24 protein-coding genes are annotated in these 25,214 nt (G+C 45.0%); 16 read left to right on the forward strand and 8 right to left on the reverse strand.

The genetic code is table 11. From position 1 onward, the window contains the following. From ccmB to ACZ5ZC_RS21710, 9 genes are all read left to right on the forward strand, one after another. A complete protein-coding gene (ccmB, locus tag ACZ5ZC_RS21670; RefSeq protein WP_006741714.1) occupies nt 1–669 on the forward strand; it encodes a heme exporter protein CcmB in 669 nt (222 codons plus the stop codon). Nucleotides 670–778: 109 nt separating this feature from the next. Then, nucleotides 779–1,522 carry a heme ABC transporter permease gene (locus ACZ5ZC_RS21675; RefSeq protein WP_237284095.1) on the forward strand — a complete coding sequence of 248 codons (744 nt, stop codon included), beginning with the start codon at nt 779–781 and terminating at the stop codon, nt 1,520–1,522. An 11-nt stretch (nt 1,523–1,533) separates the two neighbouring features. Then, complete coding sequence (ccmD, locus tag ACZ5ZC_RS21680; RefSeq protein WP_005380515.1) at nt 1,534–1,740, forward strand: heme exporter protein CcmD; 207 nt, start codon at nt 1,534–1,536, stop codon at nt 1,738–1,740. Next, the gene (gene ccmE / locus ACZ5ZC_RS21685; RefSeq protein WP_054868024.1) at nt 1,737–2,222 is read left to right on the forward strand and encodes a cytochrome c maturation protein CcmE; all 486 of its coding nucleotides are present in this window, start codon (nt 1,737–1,739) and stop codon (nt 2,220–2,222) included. The genes ccmD and ccmE overlap by 4 nt, the downstream gene beginning before the upstream one ends. Continuing rightward, entirely contained in the window at nt 2,219–4,195 is a 1,977-nt protein-coding gene (locus tag ACZ5ZC_RS21690; RefSeq protein WP_464932278.1) for a heme lyase CcmF/NrfE family subunit, read from the forward strand. Before ccmE ends, ACZ5ZC_RS21690 begins: the two co-directional genes overlap by 4 nt. Before the next feature lies 1 nt (nt 4,196). Continuing rightward, nucleotides 4,197–4,751 carry a DsbE family thiol:disulfide interchange protein gene (locus ACZ5ZC_RS21695; RefSeq protein WP_012841537.1) on the forward strand — a complete coding sequence of 185 codons (555 nt, stop codon included), beginning with the start codon at nt 4,197–4,199 and terminating at the stop codon, nt 4,749–4,751. Next, on the forward strand, nt 4,748–5,233 hold the full coding sequence (locus tag ACZ5ZC_RS21700) for a cytochrome c-type biogenesis protein (RefSeq protein ID WP_005380519.1): 486 nt from the start codon (nt 4,748–4,750) through the stop codon (nt 5,231–5,233). Before ACZ5ZC_RS21695 ends, ACZ5ZC_RS21700 begins: the two co-directional genes overlap by 4 nt. Then, complete coding sequence (gene ccmI / locus ACZ5ZC_RS21705; RefSeq protein WP_464932279.1) at nt 5,233–6,447, forward strand: c-type cytochrome biogenesis protein CcmI; 1,215 nt, start codon at nt 5,233–5,235, stop codon at nt 6,445–6,447. Before ACZ5ZC_RS21700 ends, ccmI begins: the two co-directional genes overlap by 1 nt. A 215-nt stretch (nt 6,448–6,662) precedes the next feature. Beyond that, nucleotides 6,663–7,436, forward strand: coding sequence for an MlaA family lipoprotein (locus ACZ5ZC_RS21710; protein ID WP_104972031.1), 774 nt, complete (start codon nt 6,663–6,665; stop codon nt 7,434–7,436). Between the two features lie 75 nt (nt 7,437–7,511). Here ACZ5ZC_RS21710 and ACZ5ZC_RS21715 read toward each other — a convergent pair whose 3' ends face one another. The 4 genes from ACZ5ZC_RS21715 to ACZ5ZC_RS21730 form a co-directional block, all read right to left on the reverse strand. Next, complete coding sequence (locus tag ACZ5ZC_RS21715) at nt 7,512–8,840, reverse strand: outer membrane protein transport protein (RefSeq protein ID WP_046875549.1); 1,329 nt, start codon at nt 8,838–8,840, stop codon at nt 7,512–7,514. Nucleotides 8,841–9,149: 309 nt separating this feature from the next. Continuing rightward, the gene (locus tag ACZ5ZC_RS21720) at nt 9,150–10,409 is read right to left on the reverse strand and encodes an outer membrane protein transport protein (RefSeq protein WP_047010320.1); all 1,260 of its coding nucleotides are present in this window, start codon (nt 10,407–10,409) and stop codon (nt 9,150–9,152) included. A gap of 297 nt (nt 10,410–10,706) precedes the next feature. After that, nucleotides 10,707–11,438, reverse strand: coding sequence for a DUF3379 domain-containing protein (locus ACZ5ZC_RS21725; protein WP_005380527.1), 732 nt, complete (start codon nt 11,436–11,438; stop codon nt 10,707–10,709). Beyond that, nucleotides 11,431–12,006, reverse strand: a complete 576-nt coding sequence (locus tag ACZ5ZC_RS21730; RefSeq protein WP_029836529.1) for a sigma-70 family RNA polymerase sigma factor — start codon at nt 12,004–12,006, stop codon at nt 11,431–11,433. Before ACZ5ZC_RS21730 ends, ACZ5ZC_RS21725 begins: the two co-directional genes overlap by 8 nt. Before the next feature lie 709 nt (nt 12,007–12,715). On the opposite strand from ACZ5ZC_RS21730, the gene fadI reads away from it, so the two are divergent. Beyond that, nucleotides 12,716–14,023: an acetyl-CoA C-acyltransferase FadI gene (fadI, locus tag ACZ5ZC_RS21735; RefSeq protein WP_464932280.1), complete on the forward strand. Its 1,308-nt coding sequence runs from the start codon at nt 12,716–12,718 to the stop codon at nt 14,021–14,023. Further along, nucleotides 14,023–16,134 (forward strand): fatty acid oxidation complex subunit alpha FadJ, encoded by a 2,112-nt coding sequence (gene fadJ, locus ACZ5ZC_RS21740; protein ID WP_054868020.1) that lies wholly within the window; start codon nt 14,023–14,025, stop codon nt 16,132–16,134. The genes fadI and fadJ overlap by 1 nt, the downstream gene beginning before the upstream one ends. A gap of 63 nt (nt 16,135–16,197) precedes the next feature. Here fadJ and ACZ5ZC_RS21745 read toward each other — a convergent pair whose 3' ends face one another. Continuing rightward, complete coding sequence (locus ACZ5ZC_RS21745; protein ID WP_046875551.1) at nt 16,198–16,452, reverse strand: hypothetical protein; 255 nt, start codon at nt 16,450–16,452, stop codon at nt 16,198–16,200. Nucleotides 16,453–16,620: 168 nt separating this feature from the next. Continuing rightward, nucleotides 16,621–19,398 (reverse strand): insulinase family protein, encoded by a 2,778-nt coding sequence (locus ACZ5ZC_RS21750; RefSeq protein WP_054868018.1) that lies wholly within the window; start codon nt 19,396–19,398, stop codon nt 16,621–16,623. A gap of 375 nt (nt 19,399–19,773) precedes the next feature. On the opposite strand from ACZ5ZC_RS21750, the gene sixA reads away from it, so the two are divergent. After that, nucleotides 19,774–20,238 (forward strand): phosphohistidine phosphatase SixA, encoded by a 465-nt coding sequence (sixA, locus tag ACZ5ZC_RS21755; protein ID WP_005397904.1) that lies wholly within the window; start codon nt 19,774–19,776, stop codon nt 20,236–20,238. 97 nt (nt 20,239–20,335) lie between these two features. Here the strand turns inward: sixA and smrB are convergent, their stop codons facing one another. Then, nucleotides 20,336–20,866, reverse strand: coding sequence for an endonuclease SmrB (gene smrB / locus ACZ5ZC_RS21760; RefSeq protein ID WP_012841540.1), 531 nt, complete (start codon nt 20,864–20,866; stop codon nt 20,336–20,338). A gap of 63 nt (nt 20,867–20,929) precedes the next feature. Between smrB and prmB the strand changes: the two genes are divergently transcribed. Then, nucleotides 20,930–21,862, forward strand: coding sequence for a 50S ribosomal protein L3 N(5)-glutamine methyltransferase (gene prmB / locus ACZ5ZC_RS21765; RefSeq protein WP_054868017.1), 933 nt, complete (start codon nt 20,930–20,932; stop codon nt 21,860–21,862). A gap of 179 nt (nt 21,863–22,041) precedes the next feature. Further along, complete coding sequence (gene aroC, locus ACZ5ZC_RS21770) at nt 22,042–23,127, forward strand: chorismate synthase (protein WP_395214788.1); 1,086 nt, start codon at nt 22,042–22,044, stop codon at nt 23,125–23,127. 223 nt (nt 23,128–23,350) lie between these two features. On the opposite strand, the gene ACZ5ZC_RS21775 is transcribed toward aroC, so the two are convergent. After that, nucleotides 23,351–23,974, reverse strand: coding sequence for a trimeric intracellular cation channel family protein (locus tag ACZ5ZC_RS21775; protein WP_012841541.1), 624 nt, complete (start codon nt 23,972–23,974; stop codon nt 23,351–23,353). 333 nt (nt 23,975–24,307) lie between these two features. Here ACZ5ZC_RS21775 and ACZ5ZC_RS21780 point away from each other — a divergent pair, with 333 nt between their 5' ends. Next, nucleotides 24,308–24,838, forward strand: coding sequence for an elongation factor P hydroxylase (locus tag ACZ5ZC_RS21780; RefSeq protein ID WP_005397924.1), 531 nt, complete (start codon nt 24,308–24,310; stop codon nt 24,836–24,838). A 25-nt stretch (nt 24,839–24,863) separates the two neighbouring features. Continuing rightward, nucleotides 24,864–25,127, forward strand: coding sequence for a YfcL family protein (locus tag ACZ5ZC_RS21785; protein ID WP_005397926.1), 264 nt, complete (start codon nt 24,864–24,866; stop codon nt 25,125–25,127). The last annotated feature ends 87 nt before the right edge of the window (nt 25,128–25,214 follow it).

Consider the following 25,214-nt stretch of genomic DNA (forward strand, 5'->3'; position numbering starts at 1 on the left):
ATGATTCCATCTATGACCACCATCATTCGCCGCGAGCTATTGATAGCATTTCGCCGTCAGGCAGACATTCTGAACCCGCTTTGGTTCTTTATTATTGTTATTACTCTGTTTCCTCTTAGTATCGGGCCTGAACCAAATTTGTTAGCACGTATTGCAGCGGGCATTGTTTGGGTTGCCGCATTGCTATCCGCCTTATTATCATTAGAGCGTCTATTTCGTGATGATTTTCAAGACGGTGCATTGGAACAAATGATGCTAATGCCGATTCCATTGCAACTTGTAGTGGTTTCAAAGGTCATAGCACATTGGTTGTTAACAGGGTTACCTCTGATCCTAATTAGCCCATTATTGGCGGTTTTACTTTCGCTTGATTTCAATACTTGGCTATCTGTTGTACTAACCTTGATGATCGGTACACCGACACTAAGTTTTATTGGAGCTATTGGCGTGGCTTTGACGGTTGGGTTGCAAAAGGGTGGCGTTCTTTTGAGTTTGCTTATTCTTCCGCTCTACATCCCAATTTTGATTTTCGCAACATCAGCAATTGATGCCGCCGCGCTTGGTATGGCGTATAACGGTCAACTAGCAATTTTAGGTGCGATGCTAATGGGAGCGATGACGTTAACGCCTTTTGCCATTAGTGCCGCATTGAGAGTTAGTGTTAACTAACTCAATAAAGTGCCAATGAAGCGGCGCTTGATCAAAGAATTATTATTAAAGCACTGCTACGGTCTCAACCCTTTAGACAGTGTCCCTGAAGTAAGAGTGAGAACAAAACATGTGGAAATGGCTACATCCTTATGCCAAGCCAGAAACCGCTTACCGTTTGAGTGGTAAGTTTCTGCCTTGGTTTTCTGTATTGGCCCTCGTATGCTTATCGGTTGGTACGGTTTGGGGGCTTGCATTTGCGCCTTCAGATTACCAACAAGGTGACAGTTTCCGAATCATCTACATTCATGTCCCATCAGCTATTTGGTCTATGGGCGTTTATATGTCGATGGCGATTGCGGCATTTATTGGCTTAGTATGGCAAGTACGTCTATCTGATATGGCGGCGCTTGCGATGGCGCCGATTGGTGCGGTATTTACCTTTATTGCTCTACTTACTGGTGCCGTTTGGGGTAAGCCAATGTGGGGCACTTGGTGGGTATGGGACGCCCGTCTTACTTCAGAATTGATTCTTCTATTTCTCTACCTTGGTGTTATTGCGCTTTATCACGCGTTTGACGATCAGAAAACAGCCGCAAAAGCGGCGGGTATTTTAGCGATCGTAGGCGTCGTGAACCTACCTATCATTCACTTTTCCGTAGAATGGTGGAACACGCTTCACCAAGGCGCGACGATCACGAAATTTGAACAACCTTCTATTTCATCCGACATGCTTTGGCCGTTATTGCTAAACATCTTTGGCTTTGCGTTCTTCTTTGGTGCAGTGACGATGGTCCGTTTCCGTAACGAAATCATCAGTAAAGAAAGTCACCGCCCTTGGGTGCGCAAACTCGCAGCAGAACAAACTCAGTGAGGTAATTTATTATGCATTTTGAATCTCTGAGCGACTTTTTTGCCATGGGTGGCTACGCATCATACGTATGGAGTGCGTTTGGTATTACTTTCTTATCCATGCTGATTCTTCTGATCACTAGCCTTCGCCGCGGTGATGCATTATTGAAAGAAGTGAAAGCAAAAATTGACCGTCAAGCTCGTATCGACGCAGCGAAGAACATGGAGAACACCTTATGAACCCGAGACGTAAAAAGAGGCTAGGTATCGTACTAGCGATCTTTATCGGTATTAGTGCCACCATTGGTTTGATACTTTATGCGCTTAACCAAAATATGGACCTTTTCTACACTCCAACGGAGTTGGTTAATGGTAAGCCAGATGGCACCAAGCCAGAAATAGGCCAGCGTCTGCGTATTGGTGGTATGGTGGTTGTGGGCTCGGTTCGTCGAGATCCTAATTCTTTGAAAGTGAGTTTTGACCTGCACGATGTCGGTCCGAAAGTGACGATTACTTATGATGGTATTCTGCCTGACTTGTTCCGTGAAGGGCAGGGTATTGTGGCTCAAGGTGTACTGAAAGATGCCACGACAGTTGAGGCATTTGAGGTCCTAGCGAAGCACGATGAAGAATACATGCCACCAGAAATTGCGGAAGCGATGAAGAAAACTCATGAACCGCTTCAATACAGCACCGAACAGAAACAAGGAAGCGGCCAATGATTGCTGAAATCGGTCACTTTGCTCTCATTCTTTCGCTTGCAATGGCAGTGCTGCTGAGCGTATTGCCATTGTGGGGAGCATCGAATAATAACACAATGCTCATGAACACAGCGCGACCGCTATCTTGGTCTATGTTCCTGATGCTGTTGTTCTCTTTCGCCATTTTATGTTGGGGATTTTATACCAACGACTTCACGTTACAGTATGTAGCGAGCAACTCGAATAGTCAGCTTCCTTGGTACTACCGTTTAACCGCAGTATGGGGTGCACACGAAGGTTCACTGTTGCTATGGGTTTTAATCCAAGCTGCTTGGACTGTCGCTGTAGCGACGTTTAGTCGTGGTATGCCGCAAGAGTCGGTTGCACGTGTACTTGCCGTAATGGGCATGATCTCAGTGGGTTTCCTACTGTTTATCATCTTAACGTCAAACCCATTCTTACGTACGTTGCCTTTCTTCCCGGTTGACGGGCGTGACTTGAACCCTCTGCTTCAAGACCCCGGTTTGATTGTTCACCCGCCAATGCTTTACATGGGCTACGTTGGTTTCTCGGTTGCCTTCTCTTTTGCGATCGCATCCCTAATGACCGGACGCCTTGATACGGCTTGGGCTCGTTGGTCTCGTCCTTGGACAACCGCTGCATGGGTATTTTTAACACTCGGTATCGCACTAGGCTCTTGGTGGGCTTACTACGAACTTGGCTGGGGTGGCTGGTGGTTCTGGGATCCAGTAGAAAACGCATCATTCATGCCTTGGTTAGCGGGTACCGCATTAATGCACTCTCTTGCCGTGACAGAAAAACGCGGCACATTTAAAGCGTGGACGGTACTATTGGCAATCTCTGCATTTTCGTTGAGTTTGCTGGGCACATTCTTAGTCCGTTCCGGTATTTTAGTATCGGTGCACGCGTTCGCGTCTGACCCGTCGCGCGGTATGTTTATTCTAGGCTTCCTCGTTTTCGTTATCGGCGGCTCTTTATTGCTGTTTGCCGTGAAAGGGGCGGCAGTGCGTGTGCGAGGTAACTTCGACTTAGTCTCTCGTGAAAATGCGCTCTTAGCCAACAACGTATTACTTATCGCAGCACTTGTTGTGGTGTTAGTGGGGACGCTGTTGCCGCTCGTACACAAGCAGCTTGGTTTGGGGTCGGTTTCTATCGGTGCGCCATTCTTCGACATGCTGTTTGCGTGGTTGATGATGCCATTTGCTTTCCTACTTGGTATTGGTCCACTTATCCGTTGGAAGCGAGACAATTTATCTAAACTTGTGAAACCAATGCTCGTTTCAGGTGTGCTTGCTTTTGCTTTGGCCGCGGTATGCGTATACCTGTTTGCCGACTTCTTCTCAACTATGGCTTACATTGGCTGGGTAATGGCGATTTGGATTATTGCGATGCATGGCTTTGAATTGTACGAGCGTGCAACGCACCGTCATAGCTTTAGTGAAGGCGTTCGCAAGATGCAGCGTAGCCATTGGGCGATGATGTTGGGTCATGTTGGTCTGGCGGTATCTGTTATCGGTATTGCGATGGTACAGAACTACAGCATCGAGCGTGATGTACGTTTAGCACCTGGCGAACACTTCCAAATTCAAGGTTATGATTTCTACTTCTCAGGCCTGCGTGATAAAGATGGTCCAAACTACGATGGCTACATCGCGGATTTTGAGATCACACATGATGGTAAATACGTGAATACGCTTCACGCTGAGAAGCGCTTCTACCGTACGGCTAAGTCTATGATGACCGAAGCTGCCATTGACCGTGGAATTAGTCGTGATTTATACATTGCAATGGGTGAACGTTTAGACGACAACCGATCTTGGGCTGTTCGTATTTACTATAAACCGTTCGTTCGTTGGATTTGGGCTGGCTCTTTGATTATGGCGTTAGGCGGTGCATTAGCGATTTCAGATAAGCGCTATCGCTTCCGTAAACCTTCAAAGAAAAACGCGAAGTCAAAAGAGCAGGAGGCATAACATGAATAAGAAAATCTTATTTATTCCGCTCGTCGCTTTCATGATTTTGGCGGGCATTTTTGCAACCCAGTTAATGCGCAACCAAGAGGGCGATGATCCAACAAAATTGGAGTCGGTTTTGGTTGGTAAGCCAGTTCCTGAGTTTCACTTAGAAGACTTAGCTGAACCTGGAAAACAATACGACCAGTCAATTTTTAAAGGTGAGCCGTTGCTCTTGAACGTTTGGGCAACGTGGTGTCCAACATGTTATGCAGAGCATAAATACCTAAACGAATTGGCGGGTAAGGGCGTTAAGATCATCGGTATGAATTACAAAGATGATCGTAACAAAGCGGTAGGCTGGTTGAATGATCTCGGCAACCCGTACTTAATTAGCCTATTTGATGGTAGTGGTATGCTTGGTCTTGACCTTGGCGTTTATGGTGCACCAGAAACATTCATTATTGATGCAAATGGTGTGATTCGTTATCGCCATGTGGGGGATGTAAACCCACGTAATTGGTCGGAAACACTGGAGCCGCTTTACAACAAATTGGTTGAGGAGGCGAAGCAATGAGAAAGCTGATTCTTGCCGTTTTTGCTGCCATGACATTATCTCTTGCTGCTCACGCTGCCATTGAAGTATACGAGTTCGATAACTTGGAACAAGAACAGCAGTTCAAAGAGCTAAGCCATACGCTCCGTTGCCCTAAATGTCAGAACAACACGATCTCGGATTCTAACGCTGAACTTGCTCAAGACTTACGCCATAAGGTGTACGAAATGACCAAAGAAGGTAAGTCCAAAGATGAGATTGTTGATTACATGATCGCCCGTTACGGTAACTTCGTGACTTACAACCCACCATTTACGGTCGCGACTGCAATTTTGTGGCTAGGGCCTCTAGCTGTGGTATTGGGTGGTTTTGGTTTGATTGTACTGCGTAGCCGTAAATCTAAAGTTAAGGCAAAAGCGAGCAGTGACGAGCAATGGGATGAGCAAAAAGAGGCTCGTTTAAAAGCATTGCTTGAAGAAGAGAACAACGGAGATAAGAAGTAATGACACTATTTTGGATTTCCACCGTTGCTCTTACGCTTATTGCTTGTGCGCTGGTGGCTTTGCCGTTGCTTAAACAAAAAGCGAACAATGATGATGTGTTACGCGATGAGCTCAACAAGGCATTTTATAAAGACCGTCTATCTGAGCTTGCAGAAGAAACCGACGAAGGGCTGGTTGAAAGCGAAGACGAACTGATTTCTGATCTAAAGCAGTCTCTCCTTGACGATATTCCTGGTGATAAAGCGCAAAAAGAAACCAAGGTTTCACCAATCGCGGTTTTAGTCCCATCGGTAATTCTGACGGTGGCGTTGAGCTATGGCTTGTATTACAAATTTGGCGCGTCAGACGATATTGTTAAGTGGCAAGAAGTGTCTGCAAATCTACCTGAGTTATCGAAAAAGCTGATGTCGGCTTCTTCTGAGCCGTTGAGTGACGATGAAATGGCGGATTTGACCCTTGCCCTTCGAACTCGCTTACATTACCAGCCGGAAGACTCGACAGGTTGGTTACTGCTAGGTCGTATTGCGTTAGCAAATCGTGATGTCACGACTGCTATCGATGCGATGGAAAAGTCATATCGCCTAGAGCCCCAAGATCCTGATGTGATGTTGGGTTATGCACAAGCTCTGATGCTGTCTCAAGAGGAAATGGATCAAGCGACGGCTCGCTCATTACTCGGCAAGCTGATGCAGCAAGACTATGTCGATCTGCGTGTGTTTTCTTTGTTAGCGTTCGATGCGTTTGAGCGTCAAGACTTCCCGGCAGCCATCAAGTACTGGGGAATCATGCAGCAAATGATTGGTCCAGAAGATAGCCGCTACGAGATGTTGTCACGCAGTATTGAGAGTGCTCGTAAGCAAATGGGCGAAGCGGTTTCACCGGATAAGAGTGTCGCTGTGACAATTAATGTGGCACCAAATGCTCAGTTGGATCCAAACGCAGTTCTGATTGTGTCGGTACATCGTGCAGATGGCTCACCAATGCCTGTTGCGGCAGCTCGCTATCCGCTGGGTACTTTCCCTCGTACAGTCGTATTAGATGATGGTAATGCCATGATGCAGGGGCAAAAACTATCTTCACTCGACAAGCTCATTGTGCGTGTGCGTGTAGACTCTGACGGTAACGTAGCAACGCGTGACCAAGATTGGCACGGAGAGAGTGACGTCGTTGAATTTGGCACGCCGGTTGAAGTGACCATTGACCAGCAATATTAATCGTTAGCGTCTGTCTCTGAAATATGACAACGGGGTAGAGTCTGTTGCCTTTAGTGGTATGACTTTAAACGATCGAGTAGAATACCGAAGGCCAGCGACTGCTGGCCTTTATTTATTCCCATATCTGAGTCATCTTTACTACGTATACTGCTCAACATACGTACAACTGTTCATTGGGTGACTTAGGTACATTAATAGTCGTTATGGAAAATAAAATGTATAACAAGGGTAAATCTACCTTCTTGTTACTGCTTGCAGTTGGACTGGTTGGCTGTTCAAGTGCGCCTGATGAAGCAGTAACAGGACAAGAAACAAATCAAACGACTTCTGATGTGTATGACCCGTTGGAAGGCTTTAACCGAACCATGTGGGAAATCAACTACGAATATTTAGATCCGTATTTGGTTCGTCCTGTATCACTTGCGTATGTGGAATACACGCCAGTTCCTATTCGTTCCGGTATCGCTAACTTCTTGTCGAACTTAGATGAGCCAGCCAGCATGGTTAATAACTTAGTCATGGGTAACGGCACGAAAGCCGTGGACCACTTTAACCGTTTTTGGATTAACTCGACGTTTGGTATTTTCGGTTTATTCGATATTGCAAGTGCCGCGGGTATTACGAAATACGACGAGAAAGCGTTCAGTGATGCAGTAGGCCACTATGGTGTTGGAAATGGCCCTTACTTCATGATTCCAGGTTATGGCCCGTATACCTTACGTGAAGTGACAGATACCGTAGATAGTACGTATTTACCCCTCTCTTACCTCAACTTCTGGGCGAGTTTGGGTAAGTGGGCGTTTGAAGGCATGGAGAAGCGTGCTTTATTAGTACCGCAAGAAGCACAGCTAGAATCGTCGCCGGATCCATACATTCTTACTCGCGATGTTTATATTCAGCGTCAAAACTTTAAAGCAGAAGTTGAAACGGTGGAAGAAGTTAACATCGAAGAAGAAGAGTATTTAGACGAATACCTAGAAGACTTTTAAGCGCTGTTCTTTACAATATACAAATAAAAAAAGGCTTAGCTGATGCTAAGCCTTTTTTGTATTTTTGCTGTTTGGTTAGAAACGGTAGTTTGCTTGAACACCGATTAGCCAAACATTACCCGTAGTTTCGCCTACGAATTGGCCGCCGACTTGTTCTGCAGCGTCGTCTGACTTGTAACCACGAGACTCAACGATTGGTGCGTCTTTCGCGAAAATATAGGTGAAGCCAGCGTCTAGGCTGAAGTCTTTTGTCCAATCGTACGTTGCACCAATACTTAGCCAAGTACGGTCAGTTTCTGGAATAGTGATCGTACGGTTTTTGTCGCTTACCGCTGAAGTATCGTACGCAATACCAGTACGTAGCGCTAGCTTAGGATCAAGCTGGTAAGTGGCACCAACAGCAAAGCGGTAGTTATCTTCCCAGTTTTCTACTTTAACCATATGCGTGCCAGCGGTATCTAGACGTGCTTCCAATTTCTCGAAAGAGCTCCAATCCGTCCAGTTAAAGCTTGCGTGTAACGCAAGTTGGTCTGTTACTTGGTGGAAACTTGCCAGCTCAGCTGTTGCAGGCAGGTTTAGGTACATATAGCCGTTGTCACGCAGCTGTGGAAGCTCAGAAGTACCGAAGCCAAAACCTAGACCTTCAGCATGGCCTTCAAGCTTCAGTTCAACTTCAGATTTGTACGCGAAGCCGATACGGTTATTTTCATTGATCTGCCATGCAGTACCAACTTGCCAGCCCCAAGCGGTATCGTCACCTTCCATGTATTTTAGAGCGGTACCTTGAGGAACACTGATAGGATCGCCAGTTAAAGGGTGCTTTCCTACAACGTTATTCTTAGGAGCTGCTGCGCCAAAGCTGCCTTCGCCGATGATGTAACGGATACCACCACCAACGCTGATTGATTCATTGACTTTGTAAGCTGCGTTTAAGTTCGCTTCCATTGTCGTTACGCTTGCTTCGTTACCGAAGTGCGATGCACCAAAGCCTTTCCCTAAATCGGTTTCCATGCCGTAGTTGGTGCCAAATGCCAAACCAATCGCGAATTTCTCATTGTATTGGTGTGATAGGTAGAAGTTTGGAATGATTGCATCATGGGCGAAATCATCTGAAGATGCAGAAGAAGTACTACCGTGGAAGTTTACATCACCTTCAATATCAATATTTGGGTTCACATAGATTGCACCAACGGACACTTGAGTGCCTTCCAAATAAGTTAGCATTGCTGGGTTACGCCATTGTGCACTTGCGTTGTCAGCCATTGCTGCTTCACCAGCATATGCTCGACCTAGGCCTGTTGCAGAATATTCAGCAAGTTGGAAACCTGCTGCGTTAGCCATGCCCGTTGTGCCAAGTAGGCTTAATGCCACTGCTGTTGATAGAAGAGTCTTGTTGGTTTTCATTCGAATGTTCGCTGATTTGTTTATAACGTGGGACGAAAGTTTAAAGGTAGAGTTTTTACTTTAGAAATGAAAATCCAGCACAAGCAGTTATTTGGAATATTATGCTTTAAAGTGTTGTTTGGGTGGTTTAATAATCTAACTGTGAAGGGCTTGTAAATGGAACTCAGCGAACAGCTGTGCGTCCTAATTGTGAGATTTAGATACACGTGTTCACTCAAATTGAGTGGGCAATAAACCGCAGATATGAAAAAAGGCTGGAAATCCAGCCTTTTATATAAAGTATTTTTCTACTAACTAACAGCGAAGCGCTTAGAAGCTACGGCTGTATTGTAAGCCGAATAGAATTGCGTCAGCATGAGTTGTTGCTGTTACACCGGTAGAAAGACCAGGAGCTAATTGAGTATTCTCATTAACTTTTACATCTTCACCTAACAAGTATGTGAAGCCAAAATCGATGTTTGAGCTATTATCAATATGGTAAGAGAAACCTGTTGAGAACCACTGGCGATCTGAATCTGGTACCGAGATAGACGTTACTTTATCTTGAGCGCTTGTGTCGTACATGTAACCAGCACGAAGTGTCCAGTTGTTGTTTAGGTAGTAAGTACCACCAATTGCGTAGTGCCAGCCATCTTGCCATTGATAGTCTTTCGAGTAACCACCTTTAAGTAAACCCTGATTTAGGTTCTCAAAATCAATTTGGTCGAAATCTTTCCAACCGATGTATTGGATGCTGTAGTGTACAGCAAACTTAGTGTCTTGGATTTTGTGGAAACCAGAAAACTCGGCCATATCTGGTAGAGGTAGCGTGATTTCCTGACCTTTGTCGTCTTTTGCTGTAAATTCAGGGCTGTAACGATACGCTAGACCAAAACGGTTGTTTTCATCTAGTTCGTACACAGTACCAACGTTGAAACCAACAGCCCAACCATCAGCTTTATCTACGTCCAGAATTTTTTGACCGCCAACCCCTGGGACTGAAGAGCTAGTTGTACGCTTCATTGTGCCTTGGCCGTAGATTAAATCTAAACCAGCACCAAAGCTCCATTGTTCGTTTAAACGGTAAGAACCCGCAAAGCCAAAGTTGAAGCTTTTTACATCCGTAAGACCACCGTACTCGGTTGCGGTGTAGTTATCTGAAAATTCAGTTTTAGTGCCGAAATTAGAGTATGCGTTTACGCCCCATGCAAACTTGTCATTTACTGGAACGATTAGGTGAATGTTTGGAGCTATTGACGTATCACCCACATCATCAGTGTCAGCAACATTTACAGTACTGGAACCCAAAGGAGTATTAACGTTATATTTCGCATCTTTCACTTCAATCATTGAAGTAATGCTTTCGAAACCTAGCGAAAGTTCCATTTTATCAAATAGAGCCATTGCTGCTGGGTTACGAGCCATTACCGCGGCGTTATCTGCGATTACTGCATCACCAGCAAATGCACGGCCGATGCCAGTTGCTGATTGAGCGTTGATTTGGAAACCCGCTGCCATCGATTGACCTGAGGCAAAAGCTACCGTTACTGCTAGGAGAGTCTTTTTAAACAGACGCGTGTTCTGAGTCATTTGTTTTTCCTTATTAGATTCGTCTCTTTGGACGATAAATTGAGCTTTTGCTCAGTGGCGCAGATAGTAGTATCAATAGTTGCTTGGACAAATCCGACCATTGGATAAAATTGAATAAAAATTGCAGAAATGATGTCTAAAAGACGGGAAATTGCACTTAAAATGCATAATTTAGAGTTTAAGCTCTAAATGCTATAGCGATGGTGAATGTTTTGTGTTCTATTTATACAAAAATGCCGCTAAATAAGATCATTTAGCGGCATTTAACCTTTTGAAGGCTGGAAATCGTCGAAGTTATTACATCGGTTTAATCATTGATGCAAGAGTCGTAGCGATAGCATCAATATTTTCACCTTCTTCTCCGACTAAAATCAGGCTTGAACTCCCGACGGGCTGAACGATTCCGGTCATGCCATCCTTATTAAAGTCGGTACTTTGTTCGCTAGGAATACCAGTAATAAATAACGTTACTTTACCTTTTGGACCTTGGAATACCATATGCACCGCATTGGATTCGCCAAAACCGCAGTGGTTTAGGTAGTAAACGTGATATGGAAAGTTTTCACTAAACTGGTAATGAAATGGCGACATTTTCGCATTAATTTGCGAGCTCGGTACATCCTCATCAAGATGACGAACAAAAGGTTCTTCATGAATAACGTGTTTCATCGCGGTATCCGCTAAACTGGCTTGTGCTGGAGACACCAAAACATTTCCCCAGTTTACTTGACCAACTAATAATCCTGCGGTGAACGCAATAGAAGCGGCAAGTGCCATTGCTTTGCGCACAAAGTTTGGTCTGACGACCTTCTCTTCATCAAGTGCACTCGACGTCTGACTAAATAAAATCTTATCAGCGAGATCTTCAGGTACATCCACATTCATGGCTTGTTTAATTTTTACGTCGAGATCCAAAACGTCATCAACAAACTTATTGTTGGCGTCGCTACCAGCTAAAGCTTGCAGAATCTCTTCATCCTTTTGTTTTGGATCCGACAAAATACGACGACGAAATTCTAAATCATCCATTCTTTTGTCCTCTCTTAGTATCTTGAGAATCCAACATCTCTTTGAGTTGATTACGAGCGCGAAATAATCGAGTCATCACTGTATTTTTATTTAAATCAAGAATGTCGCCAATCTCTTCTCCGCTGAAACCACCGACAACTTGGAGAAATAAAGGCTCGCGGTATTCAACATCGAGTTTCATGATCTGTGCTTGCAGCCATTCTTGCTGATGATGTGGGTCATCGCTGACTTTAGCATCATTGCCGTAATCATCGATATCAACTAAATCAAATTGTTTACGTTCGAAGCGGCGCGCATTTTCTCGTCTCAATATGGTGATGAGCCAAGACTTGGCAGCTTTTTCGTCCTGAAGGCTATCGAGTGACTTCCAAGCTCTAAGACAGGTTTCCTGAACTAGATCTTCCGCTATCGCTTTATCTTTGCACAACCAGTATGCGTAGCGATATAAGTCACGATGGTACCCTCGGACGAGCGCTTCGTATTTTCTTTGCTTGTCCATATCAGAGTTGACCGGACTGTTGGAATTTTTCTTTCCAAACATTTTTAATATGGCCACAGGAGCCTCCATCCTCGCTCTGTGAGTTTCTTATTTGTTCTGAGCATGACTTTACTTTTCAATAGCCTCTCGGTTTCGGTTGAGCGTGTGTCTTAGATAACCTTTGACACGTGGTTACTTAAAAGTGTATACGCAAATGCCAAATATCATCGAACATGAATTGGTAAAGATTGTTAACAATATCATCATTAGTAATCAATGGTTTGGATAAGTTCATTCGATGGGACATAAAAAGAGACTGCTAGCAGTGAATTTTTGAATCGGTTTGCATCGCTGAGCCTTTTAGATGTGCTTAAAGCTCGTAAAATCACTATAAAATTGATCTATTTCAAAATATCAAGCAGTGAAGGGGTTATAGTACATCTTGTCATCTCGTTAGTCATTGCGACTAACATGTTGAGCAAGATGACACTTCCTTTTGAAGGCTGACTTTACTTTCTCCTAATCAGGAAACTGATTAATTTTCAATTGGCGTAAGTTAATTGTTTTATAGATATTCCGACCACACAGTTATGTGTGGTTTTTTTTTTGCTTCGATTTTACCTTCCATATACCTCTTACCGTTTTAACTCTCTATAGTTAATCATTATTAATCGCATAAGAATCAAAGAAGTAGAGTAATTGATCTACTTGCTTCACGTTTATTTAAACGCATGTTTGATAAATTTAACAAATTCATTACAATGCATCAGGTCAGACCTCTTGTATTTAAGGAGAAACAATGGGCAAGCAGGAAGTAAAAACACGCAATGGTGAGCGTGTCGCTATTGTCGCGGGGCTTCGAACTCCCTTTGCTCGTCAAAGCACGGAATTTAGCCAAGTGCCAGCGGTCGATTTAGGGAAAATGGTAGTAAGCGAAATGCTTGCTCGAACAGATATTGATCCGAAGTTAATCGAACAAGTGGTATTTGGACAAGTAGTACAAATGCCTGAAGCGCCAAACATCGCACGAGAAATTGTGTTAAGCACCGGTATGAACATTCATACTGATGCTTACAGTGTGACTCGTGCGTGTGCAACGAGTTTTCAAGCGGCGGTCAATGTCGCAGAAAGCATCATGGCGGGAACCATCGATATCGGTATTGCTGGTGGTGCAGACTCTTCTTCCGTCCTGCCTATTGGCGTATCTAAGAAACTGGCCGCTAATCTGCTTGCTCTAAGTAAGACAAAAACAATGGGTCAGAAGCTTAGCATCCTCAAAAACTTGAGCTTTAAAGACCTTATGCCAGTGCCTCCTGCAGTAGCCGAGTACTCGACGGGCTTGTCGATGGGACAAACTGCGGAGCAAATGGCAAAGACGCATGGTATTTCTCGTGCAGAGCAGGATGCGCTTGCACATCGCTCTCATACGCTGGCTTCCCAAGCTTGGAAAGAAGGTAAGATCCAAGGTGAAGTGATGACGGCTTTTCCCGAACCATACAAAAAATGGATTTCGGAAGACAACAATGTCCGTCACGACTCAACCGTAGAAGGGTACGCGAAACTTCGACCTGCCTTTGATCGCCAGTATGGCAGTGTTACGGCAGCTAACAGTACGCCACTGACTGATGGTGGTGCGGCAGTGATGTTGATGCGCGAAGGTAAAGCGAAAGAGCTTGGCATGGAGATTCTTGGCTACATCCGCGGCTACGCATTTTCAGCGATTGGTGTGGAAAAGGACATGCTGATGGGACCGACTTATGCCACTGCGAAAGTGCTAGAAAATACAGGCTTGGAACTGTCTGATCTGACGTTGATCGACATGCACGAAGCGTTTGCTGCGCAAGCATTGGCGAATGTGAAGATGTTTGCTTCAGATAAGTTTGCTCAAGAAAATCTAGGTCGTTCGAAAGCGATCGGTGAAATCGACATGGATAAGTTTAACGTGCTTGGTGGTTCAATCGCTTACGGTCACCCATTCGCGGCGACAGGTGCACGAATGATGACGCAAACCCTACGTGAACTGAAACGCCGTGGTGGCGGTATTGCATTGAATACCGCATGTGCAGCTGGCGGTCTTGGCGCAGCAATGATTCTGGAGGTTGAGTAATGAGCGAGCAAAAAGCATTTAGTCTAAAAGTTGATGAGCAGAACATTGCTTGGTTAGCGATTGACGTACCTAATGAAAAAATGAATACGCTACAGGCGGCTTTTGCTGATGAAATGAAAGAAATCTTTGCTCAGCTAAAAGACGCCAGTGGCATCAAAGGGATGATCATTCATTCCCTAAAACCGGACAACTTTGTCGCGGGGGCCGATGTTCGCATGCTAGAAGCGTGCACGACCGCAAGTGAAGCAGAAGCATTAGCGAGGCAAGGTCAAGAGCTATTCCAGCAGCTATCGGACTTACCATATCCTGTGGTTGCCGCTATTCACGGTCCATGTTTGGGCGGTGGCTTAGAGCTTGCTCTTGCATGTGATTATCGTGTTTGTACGGATTCAGATAAAACGCGTTTAGGCCTGCCAGAAGTACAACTTGGTTTATTGCCAGGTTCTGGTGGTACTCAGCGTCTGCCACATTTGATTGGCCTGTTACCGTCGTTGGACTTGATCCTGACGGGGAAACAGCTTCGCGCAAAGAAAGCTAAAAAGCTGGGTGTGGTTGACGCCTGTGTCCCTGACACCATTTTGCTCGACGTAGCAAAACAGTTTATCGACAAAGGTAAAAACAAGGGTACGAAAAAGCTATCGACGAAAGAAAAAGTGATGTCGGGTAGCGGGTTAGGGCGCAAGTTTGTGTTTGAACAGGCAGCGAAGAAAACTAATCAGAAAACCCGTGGTAACTATCCTGCAACGGTCGCGATTTTAGACGTTATTCAGCATGGTTTAGAGAAAGGTTTCGCCCAAGGACAAGAGCTTGAAGCGAAACGCTTCGGTGAGCTTGTGATGAGCTCTGAATCAAAAGCGCTCCGTTCTATCTTCTTTGCGACAACGGAAATGAAGAAAGAAAATGGTACGGATGCGAAACCCGCGCAAGTTCATAAAGTTGGCGTGCTTGGCGGTGGCTTGATGGGCGCAGGAATCAGCCATGTGTCTGTTGCAAAAGCGAAGGTGCCTGTCCGCATCAAAGACGTCAGCAACGATGGCGTTCTAAACGCACTCAACTACAACTACAAGTTATTCGAGAAACAGCGTAAACGTCGCATTCTATCAAAAGCCGATCTGCAAGCGAAAATGTTGCAATTGTCTGGCGGTGTCGACTTTACCAGCTTTAATCATATTGATGTCGTAATTGAAGCCGTTTTTGAAGACTTAGATCTTAAACAAAAAATGGTGGCGGATATTGAAGCGAATGCCAAGCCGGAAACCATCTTTGCGACCAATACTTCTTCGTTACCAATCCACAAAATTGCAGAAAAAGCGGAGCGTCCAGAAAACGTAGTGGGTTTGCATTACTTCAGCCCGGTAGAAAAAATGCCGTTGGTGGAAGTGATTCCGCATGAAACGACATCAGATGAAACCATTTCAACAGTCGTTGCACTTGCTAAAAAGCAAGGTAAAACCGCGATCGTAGTGAAAGACAAAGCGGGCTTTTACGTGAACCGCATTCTTGCGCCATACATGAATGAAGCGGCGCATATTCTGCTGGCTAACGAACCGATCGAAAAGATTGATACGGCGTTGCTTGATTTTGGTTTCCCTGTCGGCCCGATTACCTTACTGGATGAAGTCGGTGTCGACATTGGCGCGAAGATCATGCCGATTCTAGTCAACGAGTTAGGTGAGCGATTCAAAGGCCCTGACGTGTTCGATATCTTATTGAATGACGGTCGCAAAGGACGTAAGAGCGGGAAAGGTTTCTACACTTACAAAGGTAAGAAGAAAGAAGTCGATAAATCTATCTACAAGCTGCTTAAGCTCGATCCTGAATCTAAGCTGAGCGATAACGATATTGCGTTGCGCTGTGTACTACCAATGCTGAATGAAGCGGTACGTTGTTTGGATGACGGCATCATTCGCTCGCCACGTGATGGTGATATTGGTGCAATATTTGGCATTGGTTTCCCTCCATTCTTGGGCGGTCCATTCCGTTATATGGATCAGTTTGGCATTAAAGAACTGGTTGAGAAAATGAATGAGTTTGCATCGAAGTACGGCGATCGTTACGCACCGTGTGATGGTTTGCTTACTCGAGCTGGAGAAGGAACCACATTCTATTAAGCGTTGCTTCGGTAAAGAAAAAAGGCTTGCCAGTGGCAAGCCTTTTTCATAAATAAGAAATAGTTACTTCTTCTTGTCCTTTTTATCTTTATTGTGGCCTTTACCTGGGTTGTCGTCCCCGTGAACGCTGCTGTTGCCTTTGTTGTCTTTATCTTTCCACTGTTTTGAAGAGCAATCATCTGATTTGATCGAAACATTGTCTCCGCTTAGGCGGACACAGTCGTTACTTAGCTCAAAGCCATCACCTTTCACCGAGATTTCAGCGTGTGCAGATGCCAGTGGCAGTATAATAGCCGCAAGTAGTAGTGCTTTTTTCATGATTACCTCATTAATTTATTTTTAGTGTGGTAATTAGAGCATAAGCCGCAATGGCGTAATTTCAATTTTCTGCCAATTATGGTGTCGATTCTATTTATGAGACCCACAACCTCATTGGTTTGTAGGTATATACTTACTAATCGATAATTTTATTACTGCGCAATTAGATCATCCTAAGCCGCAATCTTTTGGCCTAAGTTGGAACTCTTCAATCGATCCAATTTCTTGCCCTAAGTGGATGCGCGGAGCGTCCGAATGCGATTGCCCTTGAGAGTGCATGACCAATCGGTTTGCCGTGCGAGGTTTCAACTCATTAACGACAAAGCGAATCATGTCTGCTCGGGTCAATTTCTTCAGTTCAGCAAGTACCTTGTCACGTTGGTTAAACTCGGTGTCTTTGTTTCCTATTGCAACCCAAAGACGCTGAGCACGACCTCGCAGTGTGGTGTCCGGCGTCGCTATTTGATTCCACAAGCCGCGCTTACTGCTATGCCACTGGTAATCGTTCAGTTCTAACAGCACCATATAAAAGGCATTTAAGAACTCATCGATTGAGGTAACCAGCTCGGCAGGTGCTGCATTGGGTGATTGCACATAAAGCACAATACCCGGATGACGATTAAGTGGCATATTGCCAGTGCCCACCATGTAACCTAATTGCTGTTTTGTGCGGATCTCGTGGAAAAAAGTTGCCGACATGAGATGGTTCGCCAATGAGTATAGAGCAATGCTACGAGGCTCAATATCCTCACACTGGTGATAAATAACGACCGCCGAATCTTGCTGGTTACAATGTACTTCACGTTGAAAACTGCCGTTTTTTCCCAGCATGATGAGTGGGCGGAGCGCCTCTTCATAACGCTGCTCTTTTACTCTTAGGGCATCCTTTAAGGTCGTCGCCATGTCATGCGCTTGTTGACGCTGCCAATCTCCGTAAACAAACATTTCAACGTGCAGCTCTGCAAGAATTGATTCTACGAATACCGAGAGTTCATCGACTTCGATTTCTTCTAGCGCTTCGACTAAGGTTGCGAAAGGCGGGTTATTGGGTTGAAGTAGCCCTGTAAGTGCATTAAACAGCTGCGAAATAGGACGATCTTGTGAAGCATTTCTCCAGTTACGTAACAGTTGCTGCTTGATGGTTTCAAAGCGTGCAGGGCTGAAATCTCGAGAAGCAAAACGGTGCAGGATCATTTCCAACAATTGAGGCAGTTTTTGGCTGAACCCTGAGAGGGTTAAGGTAACCCCGCCTTGGTGAGCGTACATGTTGTAACCCATCCCTGCGATTTCAGCTTGATAGGTTTCTTTTGCTAGCGAGTCGAGGAACATCTCGACACATAGGCGAGTTTTGACAATGTTCTTCGGTGATGCAACAGCATGAGAGCTGTCGATAGCGACATATACAACGCCTTTTGGCACGCGAAATTCATCGTCTTGTAAATGCCAAAGTCGGAAGCCTTCGAGATCTTCAATTAACTCTGGTAGTGAACCACCATTTTCGAACGGCATGGGATCGAGATCGTAGCAAATATAAGGGTTCTTTTCTGGTAAGACGAACTGCCAGCTTGGATCGATTTGTTGATAGAAGCGGCGTTGCTCATCACTAAAAGGCGTGACGGAATATGGAGTAAAGTACCATTCGGCAGTACGGTTGTATTCCAGTCCTTTTGCAATCAGGGTTACGCGGACATTATCGATGGTTAAGTATTGCAGCAACGAACGCTGCAGTTGTTCATCATAGCCCGCCATTTTGTAGTCGCCATAAATGGTATCGTCTGGCTGATAATGCTGCATATTGATAACAAGATGGCTAACCAAATCCATTGGTCGAGATGGTTCCTGGAAACGAAACGCCGACTCAAGCACCGCTTGTTTTTCGAGATAACGCCATTCATCTAGCCCGTCTTGTTTGATCATCGAGAGGTATTGAAAAACCGCTTGGATGATGTCGTCAACGTGGTTGAGACCCTGCGGGGTGAGTGTGCAGCTAACCGTAAAATCTCGATAGTTGCTACCACTAGCGCCGCCTCCCGCAGAAAGCGACGTAATCCAGCCTTCATTTTTTAGCTGGAGCATTAAGCTGCCTTCGCCTTCATAGCCGAGTAAATGCGCGAAGTAAGAGAGTGGTTTCAAGCCGTAGTGCTTATCCATCCCTGGCATTGGGAAGGTGAGAATGAGTTTTCGAAATTCTTTGATGGGTTCAACTTGAACTAAAATCCCGGTACTTTCTTTGGTGCTAATGGGGACATCAATCGATTTTCCACGAAGGTGGTGATTTGGGATATTGGCAAACATGGCTTCTACCCACGCTTGCTGTTCATCGAGCGACTGCGGCCCAAAGAGCGTCAACGTCATGAGATCGGCAGAGTATTGAGAGTGGTGAAACTCGACAATTTCGTCGCGGATGGATTTACCCTCTCGGTCACCTAATGTATCTAGGTTGCCGACTGAGAACTTAGAGAAAGGGTGATCTGGATTGATGACTTCTTTGTTGACTTGATACAGGCGGCGAGAATCGTCATTAAGTTTGAGTTTGTATTCGGAGTCGACAGCCTGGCGTTCTTTGTCTAAAGCTTCTTCGTTAAACAATGGTGCGGTAAAGAATTGGCTAAATCGATCTAAGGCATTTTCAAAGGCATTCGGAGTAACATCAAAAAAGAAACAAGTGTGCTCAGTACCCGTCCAAGCGTTATTTGTTCCTCCATGCTGGCTAATATAGCTTTGAAACTCGCCCACTTTAGGGTATTTTTCCGTACCCAAAAAAAGCATATGTTCTAAATAGTGTGCCAGACCTTGGCGATCGTTTGGGTCGTCGAAGTGTCCAACGTTCACTGCTAGAGCAGCTGCTGACTGTTGAGCTGTCTCGGAATGAATCAGCAGTACACGCAGATCATTGCTCAAGGTAATGTAGCGGTATTGATTTGAATCGTTAGGACTTAGATGCACGATGCGTCTCCAGATTTCGCATTACAGTAATTATGAACCCCTAGCTAGGGGGCGCAAAGTTTGCGTTTCGACAAATACTGCTTGCCGTATTTTTGTTATTCGTAGACTTCTGCACAGGCCCATCGCGTTTGCGTATGGGGAAGAACTGTTTGAATGAATGCTCTGAACTCATAGCACAGTTAAATACTGTGATGAACTGAGTACATTCTTTTTAATAGATTGTTAAGAAAGTCGCTATCTTTAGCAAGCGAATTGGTATAATGAACAGATAATTATATCAGTATTTTTGTTTCGTCATTATTAAAGTTAGCCCCGTCTATCTAATAAAGATAGCAGTCAACCTTTTGGTAGCGTTAGCTATCCCTAGGAAATAACATGAAAATATTCATCATGCGTCACGGCGAAGCCGAGCATTTTGCAGATTCAGACGCAGCACGACAATTGACCCCAAGAGGCAGAGTCGAATCAGAAGCGGTTGCGAGAGCCTGTAAAGAACAAGGTTTTGCGCAATTCGATAAAGTGTTGGTGAGTCCGTACATTAGAGCTCAACAAACTTGGCAAGAGATCAGCGAGTATTTTGCTGCAAAAAGCATCGAAACTTGTGAAGATATTACACCTTACGGTCAATCTGAGCATGTATTTGATTTTGCAAGTGCATTGATTGAAGTGGAAAAACTAGACTCGCTTCTGCTTGTCTCTCACTTGCCTTTGGTTGGTTATCTCACTTCAGAGTTTGTAAAAGACATGGCACCACCGATGTTTCCTACATCAGGTCTAGTGTGTATTGAATACGATCTACAAACGCAAAACGGTGAAGTGCTGTGGCATATTACGCCATAAGCGTCGAAACCAAATAAGCATTTAAACATTAGATATAGAATGAAGAAAGGCAGGAAATTTCCTGCCTTTTTGTTTAATTGCTTCTACAGTGAGCTAGTTACTTTTCTGGAATCGAGAGCAAAACTAGCAACGCACCATCACCGCCGAATTCTAGTGGCGCTTGGTGGAAAGCCATTACGTCTGGGTGTTGTGCTAACCAAAGTGGCGCTTTCTGTTTCAGGATGTGTTTACCAATGCCATGTTGCACACACGCACAGTGAATCTCGTTTTTGACGCAGTAGGCGATCATCGCACCAAGTTCACGCTTAGCTTCTTGTTGTGTCATGCCGTGCATATCGAGGAATACGTCCGGTACATACACGCCGCGACGTAGACGTTTAACTTCATAAGTGGAGACGTCGTCACGTGCATAACGAGTTGGGCCTTCTTCATTTAAGAGAGGGACAAACTCGTCGGAGAAGTAAAACTCAGAATCACTCGCTTCACGGTTGGAGCGCTTGATTTCTTTTTGCTTAGTATTTTTTTTTGGTTGCTGGATTATGGTATCCTGTCGCAACTTTTTTACGCCCTGTACTGCTTCCTGAAACAAGGCGAAATCGTCATCGTGTTCGGTGTCTTTTTTGCTCATTAGGTAAACAATTTCATTAATAAACTTTTATTGGCAGTATTGTAGCGCTTTTCGGAGGCAATTTTGGATAAGATTTTTGTAGAAGAAGCGGTATCGGAGCTGCATACCCTTCAAGATATGATTCGTTGGACGGTAAGCCGCTTTAACGCAGCGAACCTGTTTTACGGTCATGGTACTGATAATGCGTGGGATGAAGCGGTTCAGCTTATCCTGCCAACCTTATACTTGCCGATTGATGTGCCTCCGCACGTATTAAACTCTCGCCTAACGACCAGCGAGCGTCTGCGTATTGTTGAGCGTGTAGTAAAACGTATCAATGAACGTACACCAACTGCATACCTAACCAACAAAGCTTGGTTCTGCGGTCTTGAGTTCTTCGTTGACGAGCGTGTACTCGTGCCACGTTCTCCAATTGGTGAGTTGATTCAAGCTGAATTCCAACCTTGGTTGGTGGAAGAGCCAGCGCGCATCATGGACTTATGCACAGGCAGCGGCTGTATCGCAATTGCATGTGCTCACGCGTTCCCTGAAGCTGAAGTGGATGCGATTGATATCTCAACGGACGCACTACAAGTCGCGGAGCAAAACGTACAAGATCACGGCATGGAGCAGCAAGTATTCCCAATTCGCTCTGACTTGTTCCGCGACCTACCAAAAGAGAAGTACAACCTGATCGTGTCTAACCCACCATATGTGGATGAAGAAGACATGAACAGCCTGCCAGACGAGTTCACACACGAACCTGAGCTTGGTTTAGCAGCCGGTACGGATGGCCTAAAACTTGTGCGTCGTATTCTTGCAAACGCACCAGACTACCTAACAGATAACGGCATTCTTATCTGTGAAGTTGGCAACTCAATGATTCACATGATGGAACAGTACCCAGAGATTCCTTTCACTTGGATTGAGTTCGAGAACGGCGGTCACGGCGTATTCATGCTAACGCGTGACCAGCTGGTTGAGTGTGCAGAAGAGTTTAAACTGTACAAAGACTAATAGGGTCTTGCACTAAATGTCAAAACACCGAGCTTTATGCTCGGTGTTTTTTTATGCATAACTCGCCGATATTAACTCTTTACATCAAAACGTAATAAAGCCACTATGAATCCACGAAGAATTGGAAAGCAGTTGCGCTCTGGTTTGAGAGGGCGTAGCGATAAAAACTTGAGGAAGTAATGGCAGGAAACAGTATCGGACAACATTTCCGAGTGACGACATTCGGGGAAAGTCACGGTATCGCACTGGGATGTATCGTAGACGGATGTCCTCCGGGGTTAGAAATTACAGAAGCAGATCTGCAAATCGATCTCGACCGCCGTCGTCCAGGCACATCACGTTACACCACACAACGTCGTGAACCGGATGAAGTTAAAATTCTTTCTGGTGTTTTTGAAGGCAAAACCACAGGCACATCGATCGGTTTGCTAATTGAAAACACCGATCAGCGCTCAAAAGATTACTCGGACATCAAAGATAAATTCCGTCCGGGTCATGCTGATTATACTTACCACCAAAAGTATGGCATCCGTGACTATCGAGGTGGCGGCCGTTCGTCTGCTCGTGAAACCGCAATGCGTGTGGCGGCGGGTGCAATCGCGAAGAAATACTTGAAAGATGAGTTTGGTGTTGAGATTCGCGCGTACTTGTCACAAATGGGTGATGTTTCTATCGACAAGGTAGATTGGAACGAAATCGAAAACAACGCGTTCTTTTGCCCAGATGTGGACAAAGTAGAAGCGTTTGACCAACTTATCCGTGACCTGAAAAAAGAAGGCGACTCAATTGGCGCGAAAATTCAGGTTGTGGCAACTAACATGCCTGTTGGTCTTGGTGAACCTGTATTTGACCGTCTGGATGCCGACATTGCGCACGCGCTAATGAGCATTAATGCGGTGAAAGGCGTTGAGATTGGTGATGGCTTTGATGTGGTAAACCAAAAAGGCAGTCAACACCGTGATACGCTTGCTCCTGAAGGTTTTGGCAGCAATCACGCGGGCGGTATTCTTGGCGGTATCTCAACTGGTCAAGACATTGTGGCTAACATTGCGCTTAAGCCAACATCAAGCATCACAGTTCCGGGTGAGACCATCACAAAAGAAGGTGAGCCAACTCAATTGATCACCAAAGGCCGTCATGATCCTTGTGTGGGTATTCGTGCCGTACCAATTGCTGAAGCGATGCTAGCGATTGTGGTGATGGATCATTTGCTGCGTCATCGTGGTCAAAACCATGGCGTAACAACTGAAACACCGAAGATTTAAGAGCTTTGTGTCATTCCAGCGAGCTATAGCGAGACTAGGAATCTAATTTCAGCGCGATGAAAAGAGAAAGAAGCATCTCTGACAACAGAGTGCTCGGATAATAGATCCTGAATCATGCTCCTTCGTCGCTGTTCAGGATGACTGAATATAAAATTATGCCACTCACTTAATCGCGGGTGGCACAATTTTATCAGGCAACCTTTTTTGTTTAAGTAGTTTTTGCTTAATGGAGTGAGCCTTCCGTTTCCAAATTGAAAGAAGGGAGACGCCACTTAAAACGTACCGCGGCCATACGCAGCATATAACCGGTGATCAGTGTAATGATAGTGGCTGTTACATCGGGAACATTAAATTCTAATAGCGCTAAGTACATTCCTGATGCGATAAGAGCGACAGAAGCGTAAAGTTCTTCATGCAGCACCAACGGTGTTTGGCGACAGATTAAGTCGCGGAGTAGCCCACCGAATACACCCGTTACTAGCGCTGAAACCATACAGATCCCAGGGTGTAAGCCCATGCCCATCGCAATCTTAGTTCCGATGATGCTGAACACGATTAGACCTAATGCATCAAGGCGGATGAATAGACCTTTTAGCTTAATCACCCATTTCGCTAAGCCTGTGGTAAGTACACCCGCAATACACGTGATTGCTAGGAACTCTGGGTTTTTTACCCAACCAAGAGGGTAGTGTCCCAGTAAAATGTCACGTACGGTGCCACCACCAATGGCCGTTGCACTGGCCACCAACATAACACCAAACCAGTCCATTTTTCTTCTACCAGCACTCAACGCACCTGTCATGGCTTCAGCCGTGATACCAATGATATACAACACACTTAGCAACATAGGGAGACACTCAACGTAAAAAGTCACTACGTTCTACATGAATCATCGTAGGCGCAGCAACAACACTTACAAAAGGTTTTATCATTCTTAAAAAGTGATTAAAACCAGCAACATGCCTGTAATCAAACCGCTTAAAAAACAGCAGTTTGAGCAGCATCAAAATAAGGCGAGAGTGTAGTAGCAAATGAGTACGCTGACGAATGAGAAATTATATGGAGAAAGCGATGTTCAGATAAATTCAACTAATAACCAAAACTGTGGGAGCATCTTTACCTAATAGATAAAAACAGCGACAATACCCAGCGCATGTCAAACTGAAGTACAAACTCGACGATGACCCACGAATACCAAGACCTTATTACCATTTTTAATGACACCTTTTTAGACCAATTTAATACGAAATTGGAGTTAGGTGGTGATGAGCCTATTTATCTTCCTGCTGATGATGAACATCCTCATCATCGGATTATTTTTGCTCGGGGTTTTTATGCCTCCGCATTACACGAAATCTCGCATTGGTGTGTGGCAGGGCCAGAGCGTCGTTTGCTGGAAGATTTTGGCTATTGGTATGAACCCGATGGGCGCACGGCAGAAGTTCAAGCGGAGTTTGAGAAAGTTGAAGTGCGTCCGCAAGCTTATGAATGGATTCTGGCACAAAGTGCTGGCTTCCCTTTTACGGTGAGTTGTGACAATCTACACGGCGATTTTGAACCAGATAGGCTCGGCTTTATGCAGAAAGTGCATAAAGAAGTGTTGGGTATTTTGGAAGCTGGCTTGCCTTTGCGAGTGAGAATGCTTTCGGATGCTCTGCGTGCGTTTTACCAAACCAAGCCGCTGGAAGCGTCAGACTTTTGCGTTAAATAACCTCAAATAACCTCAGAGATACACCATGATTATTGAATTTGAAGAAAAACTACTGGAACTGATTGATGCTCGAATTGAAACAGCATCTGACGATGAATTGTTTGCTGGTGGTTATCTACGTGGTCACATCTCTTTGTCTGCGGCATCTTGTGAAGAAGAAGGCATTAGCGATATTACTGAACTGAAGTCACGCATTGAGAGCAGTTTGGAAGACGCTCGTACCGAATTAAGCCCAGCTGATCGCGCGATCGTCAGTGACTTGTGGCAAGAACTGCAGGCTCAGGCTTAATCTCCGAACGTCGTTCTCCGTTTATTAGTCCAAGTCATTTACTACTTCGAAAAATTCGAACCTCTCCATAAAATTTTTGTGGTTGTA

This window comes from Vibrio sp. JCM 18905 (genome assembly GCF_055393305.1).

Coding starts and splice junctions, on each gene's coding strand:
- ccmB (WP_006741714.1), top strand. CDS start 1: ATGATTCCATCTATGACCACCATCATTCGCCGCGAGCTATTGATAGCA.
- ACZ5ZC_RS21675 (WP_237284095.1), top strand. CDS start 779: ATGTGGAAATGGCTACATCCTTATGCCAAGCCAGAAACCGCTTACCGT.
- ccmD (WP_005380515.1), top strand. CDS start 1,534: ATGCATTTTGAATCTCTGAGCGACTTTTTTGCCATGGGTGGCTACGCA.
- ccmE (WP_054868024.1), top strand. CDS start 1,737: ATGAACCCGAGACGTAAAAAGAGGCTAGGTATCGTACTAGCGATCTTT.
- ACZ5ZC_RS21690 (WP_464932278.1), top strand. CDS start 2,219: ATGATTGCTGAAATCGGTCACTTTGCTCTCATTCTTTCGCTTGCAATG.
- ACZ5ZC_RS21695 (WP_012841537.1), top strand. CDS start 4,197: ATGAATAAGAAAATCTTATTTATTCCGCTCGTCGCTTTCATGATTTTG.
- ACZ5ZC_RS21700 (WP_005380519.1), top strand. CDS start 4,748: ATGAGAAAGCTGATTCTTGCCGTTTTTGCTGCCATGACATTATCTCTT.
- ccmI (WP_464932279.1), top strand. CDS start 5,233: ATGACACTATTTTGGATTTCCACCGTTGCTCTTACGCTTATTGCTTGT.
- ACZ5ZC_RS21710 (WP_104972031.1), top strand. CDS start 6,663: ATGTATAACAAGGGTAAATCTACCTTCTTGTTACTGCTTGCAGTTGGA.
- ACZ5ZC_RS21715 (WP_046875549.1), bottom strand. CDS start 8,840: ATGAAAACCAACAAGACTCTTCTATCAACAGCAGTGGCATTAAGCCTA.
- ACZ5ZC_RS21720 (WP_047010320.1), bottom strand. CDS start 10,409: ATGACTCAGAACACGCGTCTGTTTAAAAAGACTCTCCTAGCAGTAACG.
- ACZ5ZC_RS21725 (WP_005380527.1), bottom strand. CDS start 11,438: ATGGATGATTTAGAATTTCGTCGTCGTATTTTGTCGGATCCAAAACAA.
- ACZ5ZC_RS21730 (WP_029836529.1), bottom strand. CDS start 12,006: ATGGAGGCTCCTGTGGCCATATTAAAAATGTTTGGAAAGAAAAATTCC.
- fadI (WP_464932280.1), top strand. CDS start 12,716: ATGGGCAAGCAGGAAGTAAAAACACGCAATGGTGAGCGTGTCGCTATT.
- fadJ (WP_054868020.1), top strand. CDS start 14,023: ATGAGCGAGCAAAAAGCATTTAGTCTAAAAGTTGATGAGCAGAACATT.
- ACZ5ZC_RS21745 (WP_046875551.1), bottom strand. CDS start 16,452: ATGAAAAAAGCACTACTACTTGCGGCTATTATACTGCCACTGGCATCT.
- sixA (WP_005397904.1), top strand. CDS start 19,774: ATGAAAATATTCATCATGCGTCACGGCGAAGCCGAGCATTTTGCAGAT.
- smrB (WP_012841540.1), bottom strand. CDS start 20,866: ATGAGCAAAAAAGACACCGAACACGATGACGATTTCGCCTTGTTTCAG.
- aroC (WP_395214788.1), top strand. CDS start 22,042: ATGGCAGGAAACAGTATCGGACAACATTTCCGAGTGACGACATTCGGG.
- ACZ5ZC_RS21775 (WP_012841541.1), bottom strand. CDS start 23,974: ATGTTGCTAAGTGTGTTGTATATCATTGGTATCACGGCTGAAGCCATG.
- ACZ5ZC_RS21780 (WP_005397924.1), top strand. CDS start 24,308: ATGACCCACGAATACCAAGACCTTATTACCATTTTTAATGACACCTTT.
- ACZ5ZC_RS21785 (WP_005397926.1), top strand. CDS start 24,864: ATGATTATTGAATTTGAAGAAAAACTACTGGAACTGATTGATGCTCGA.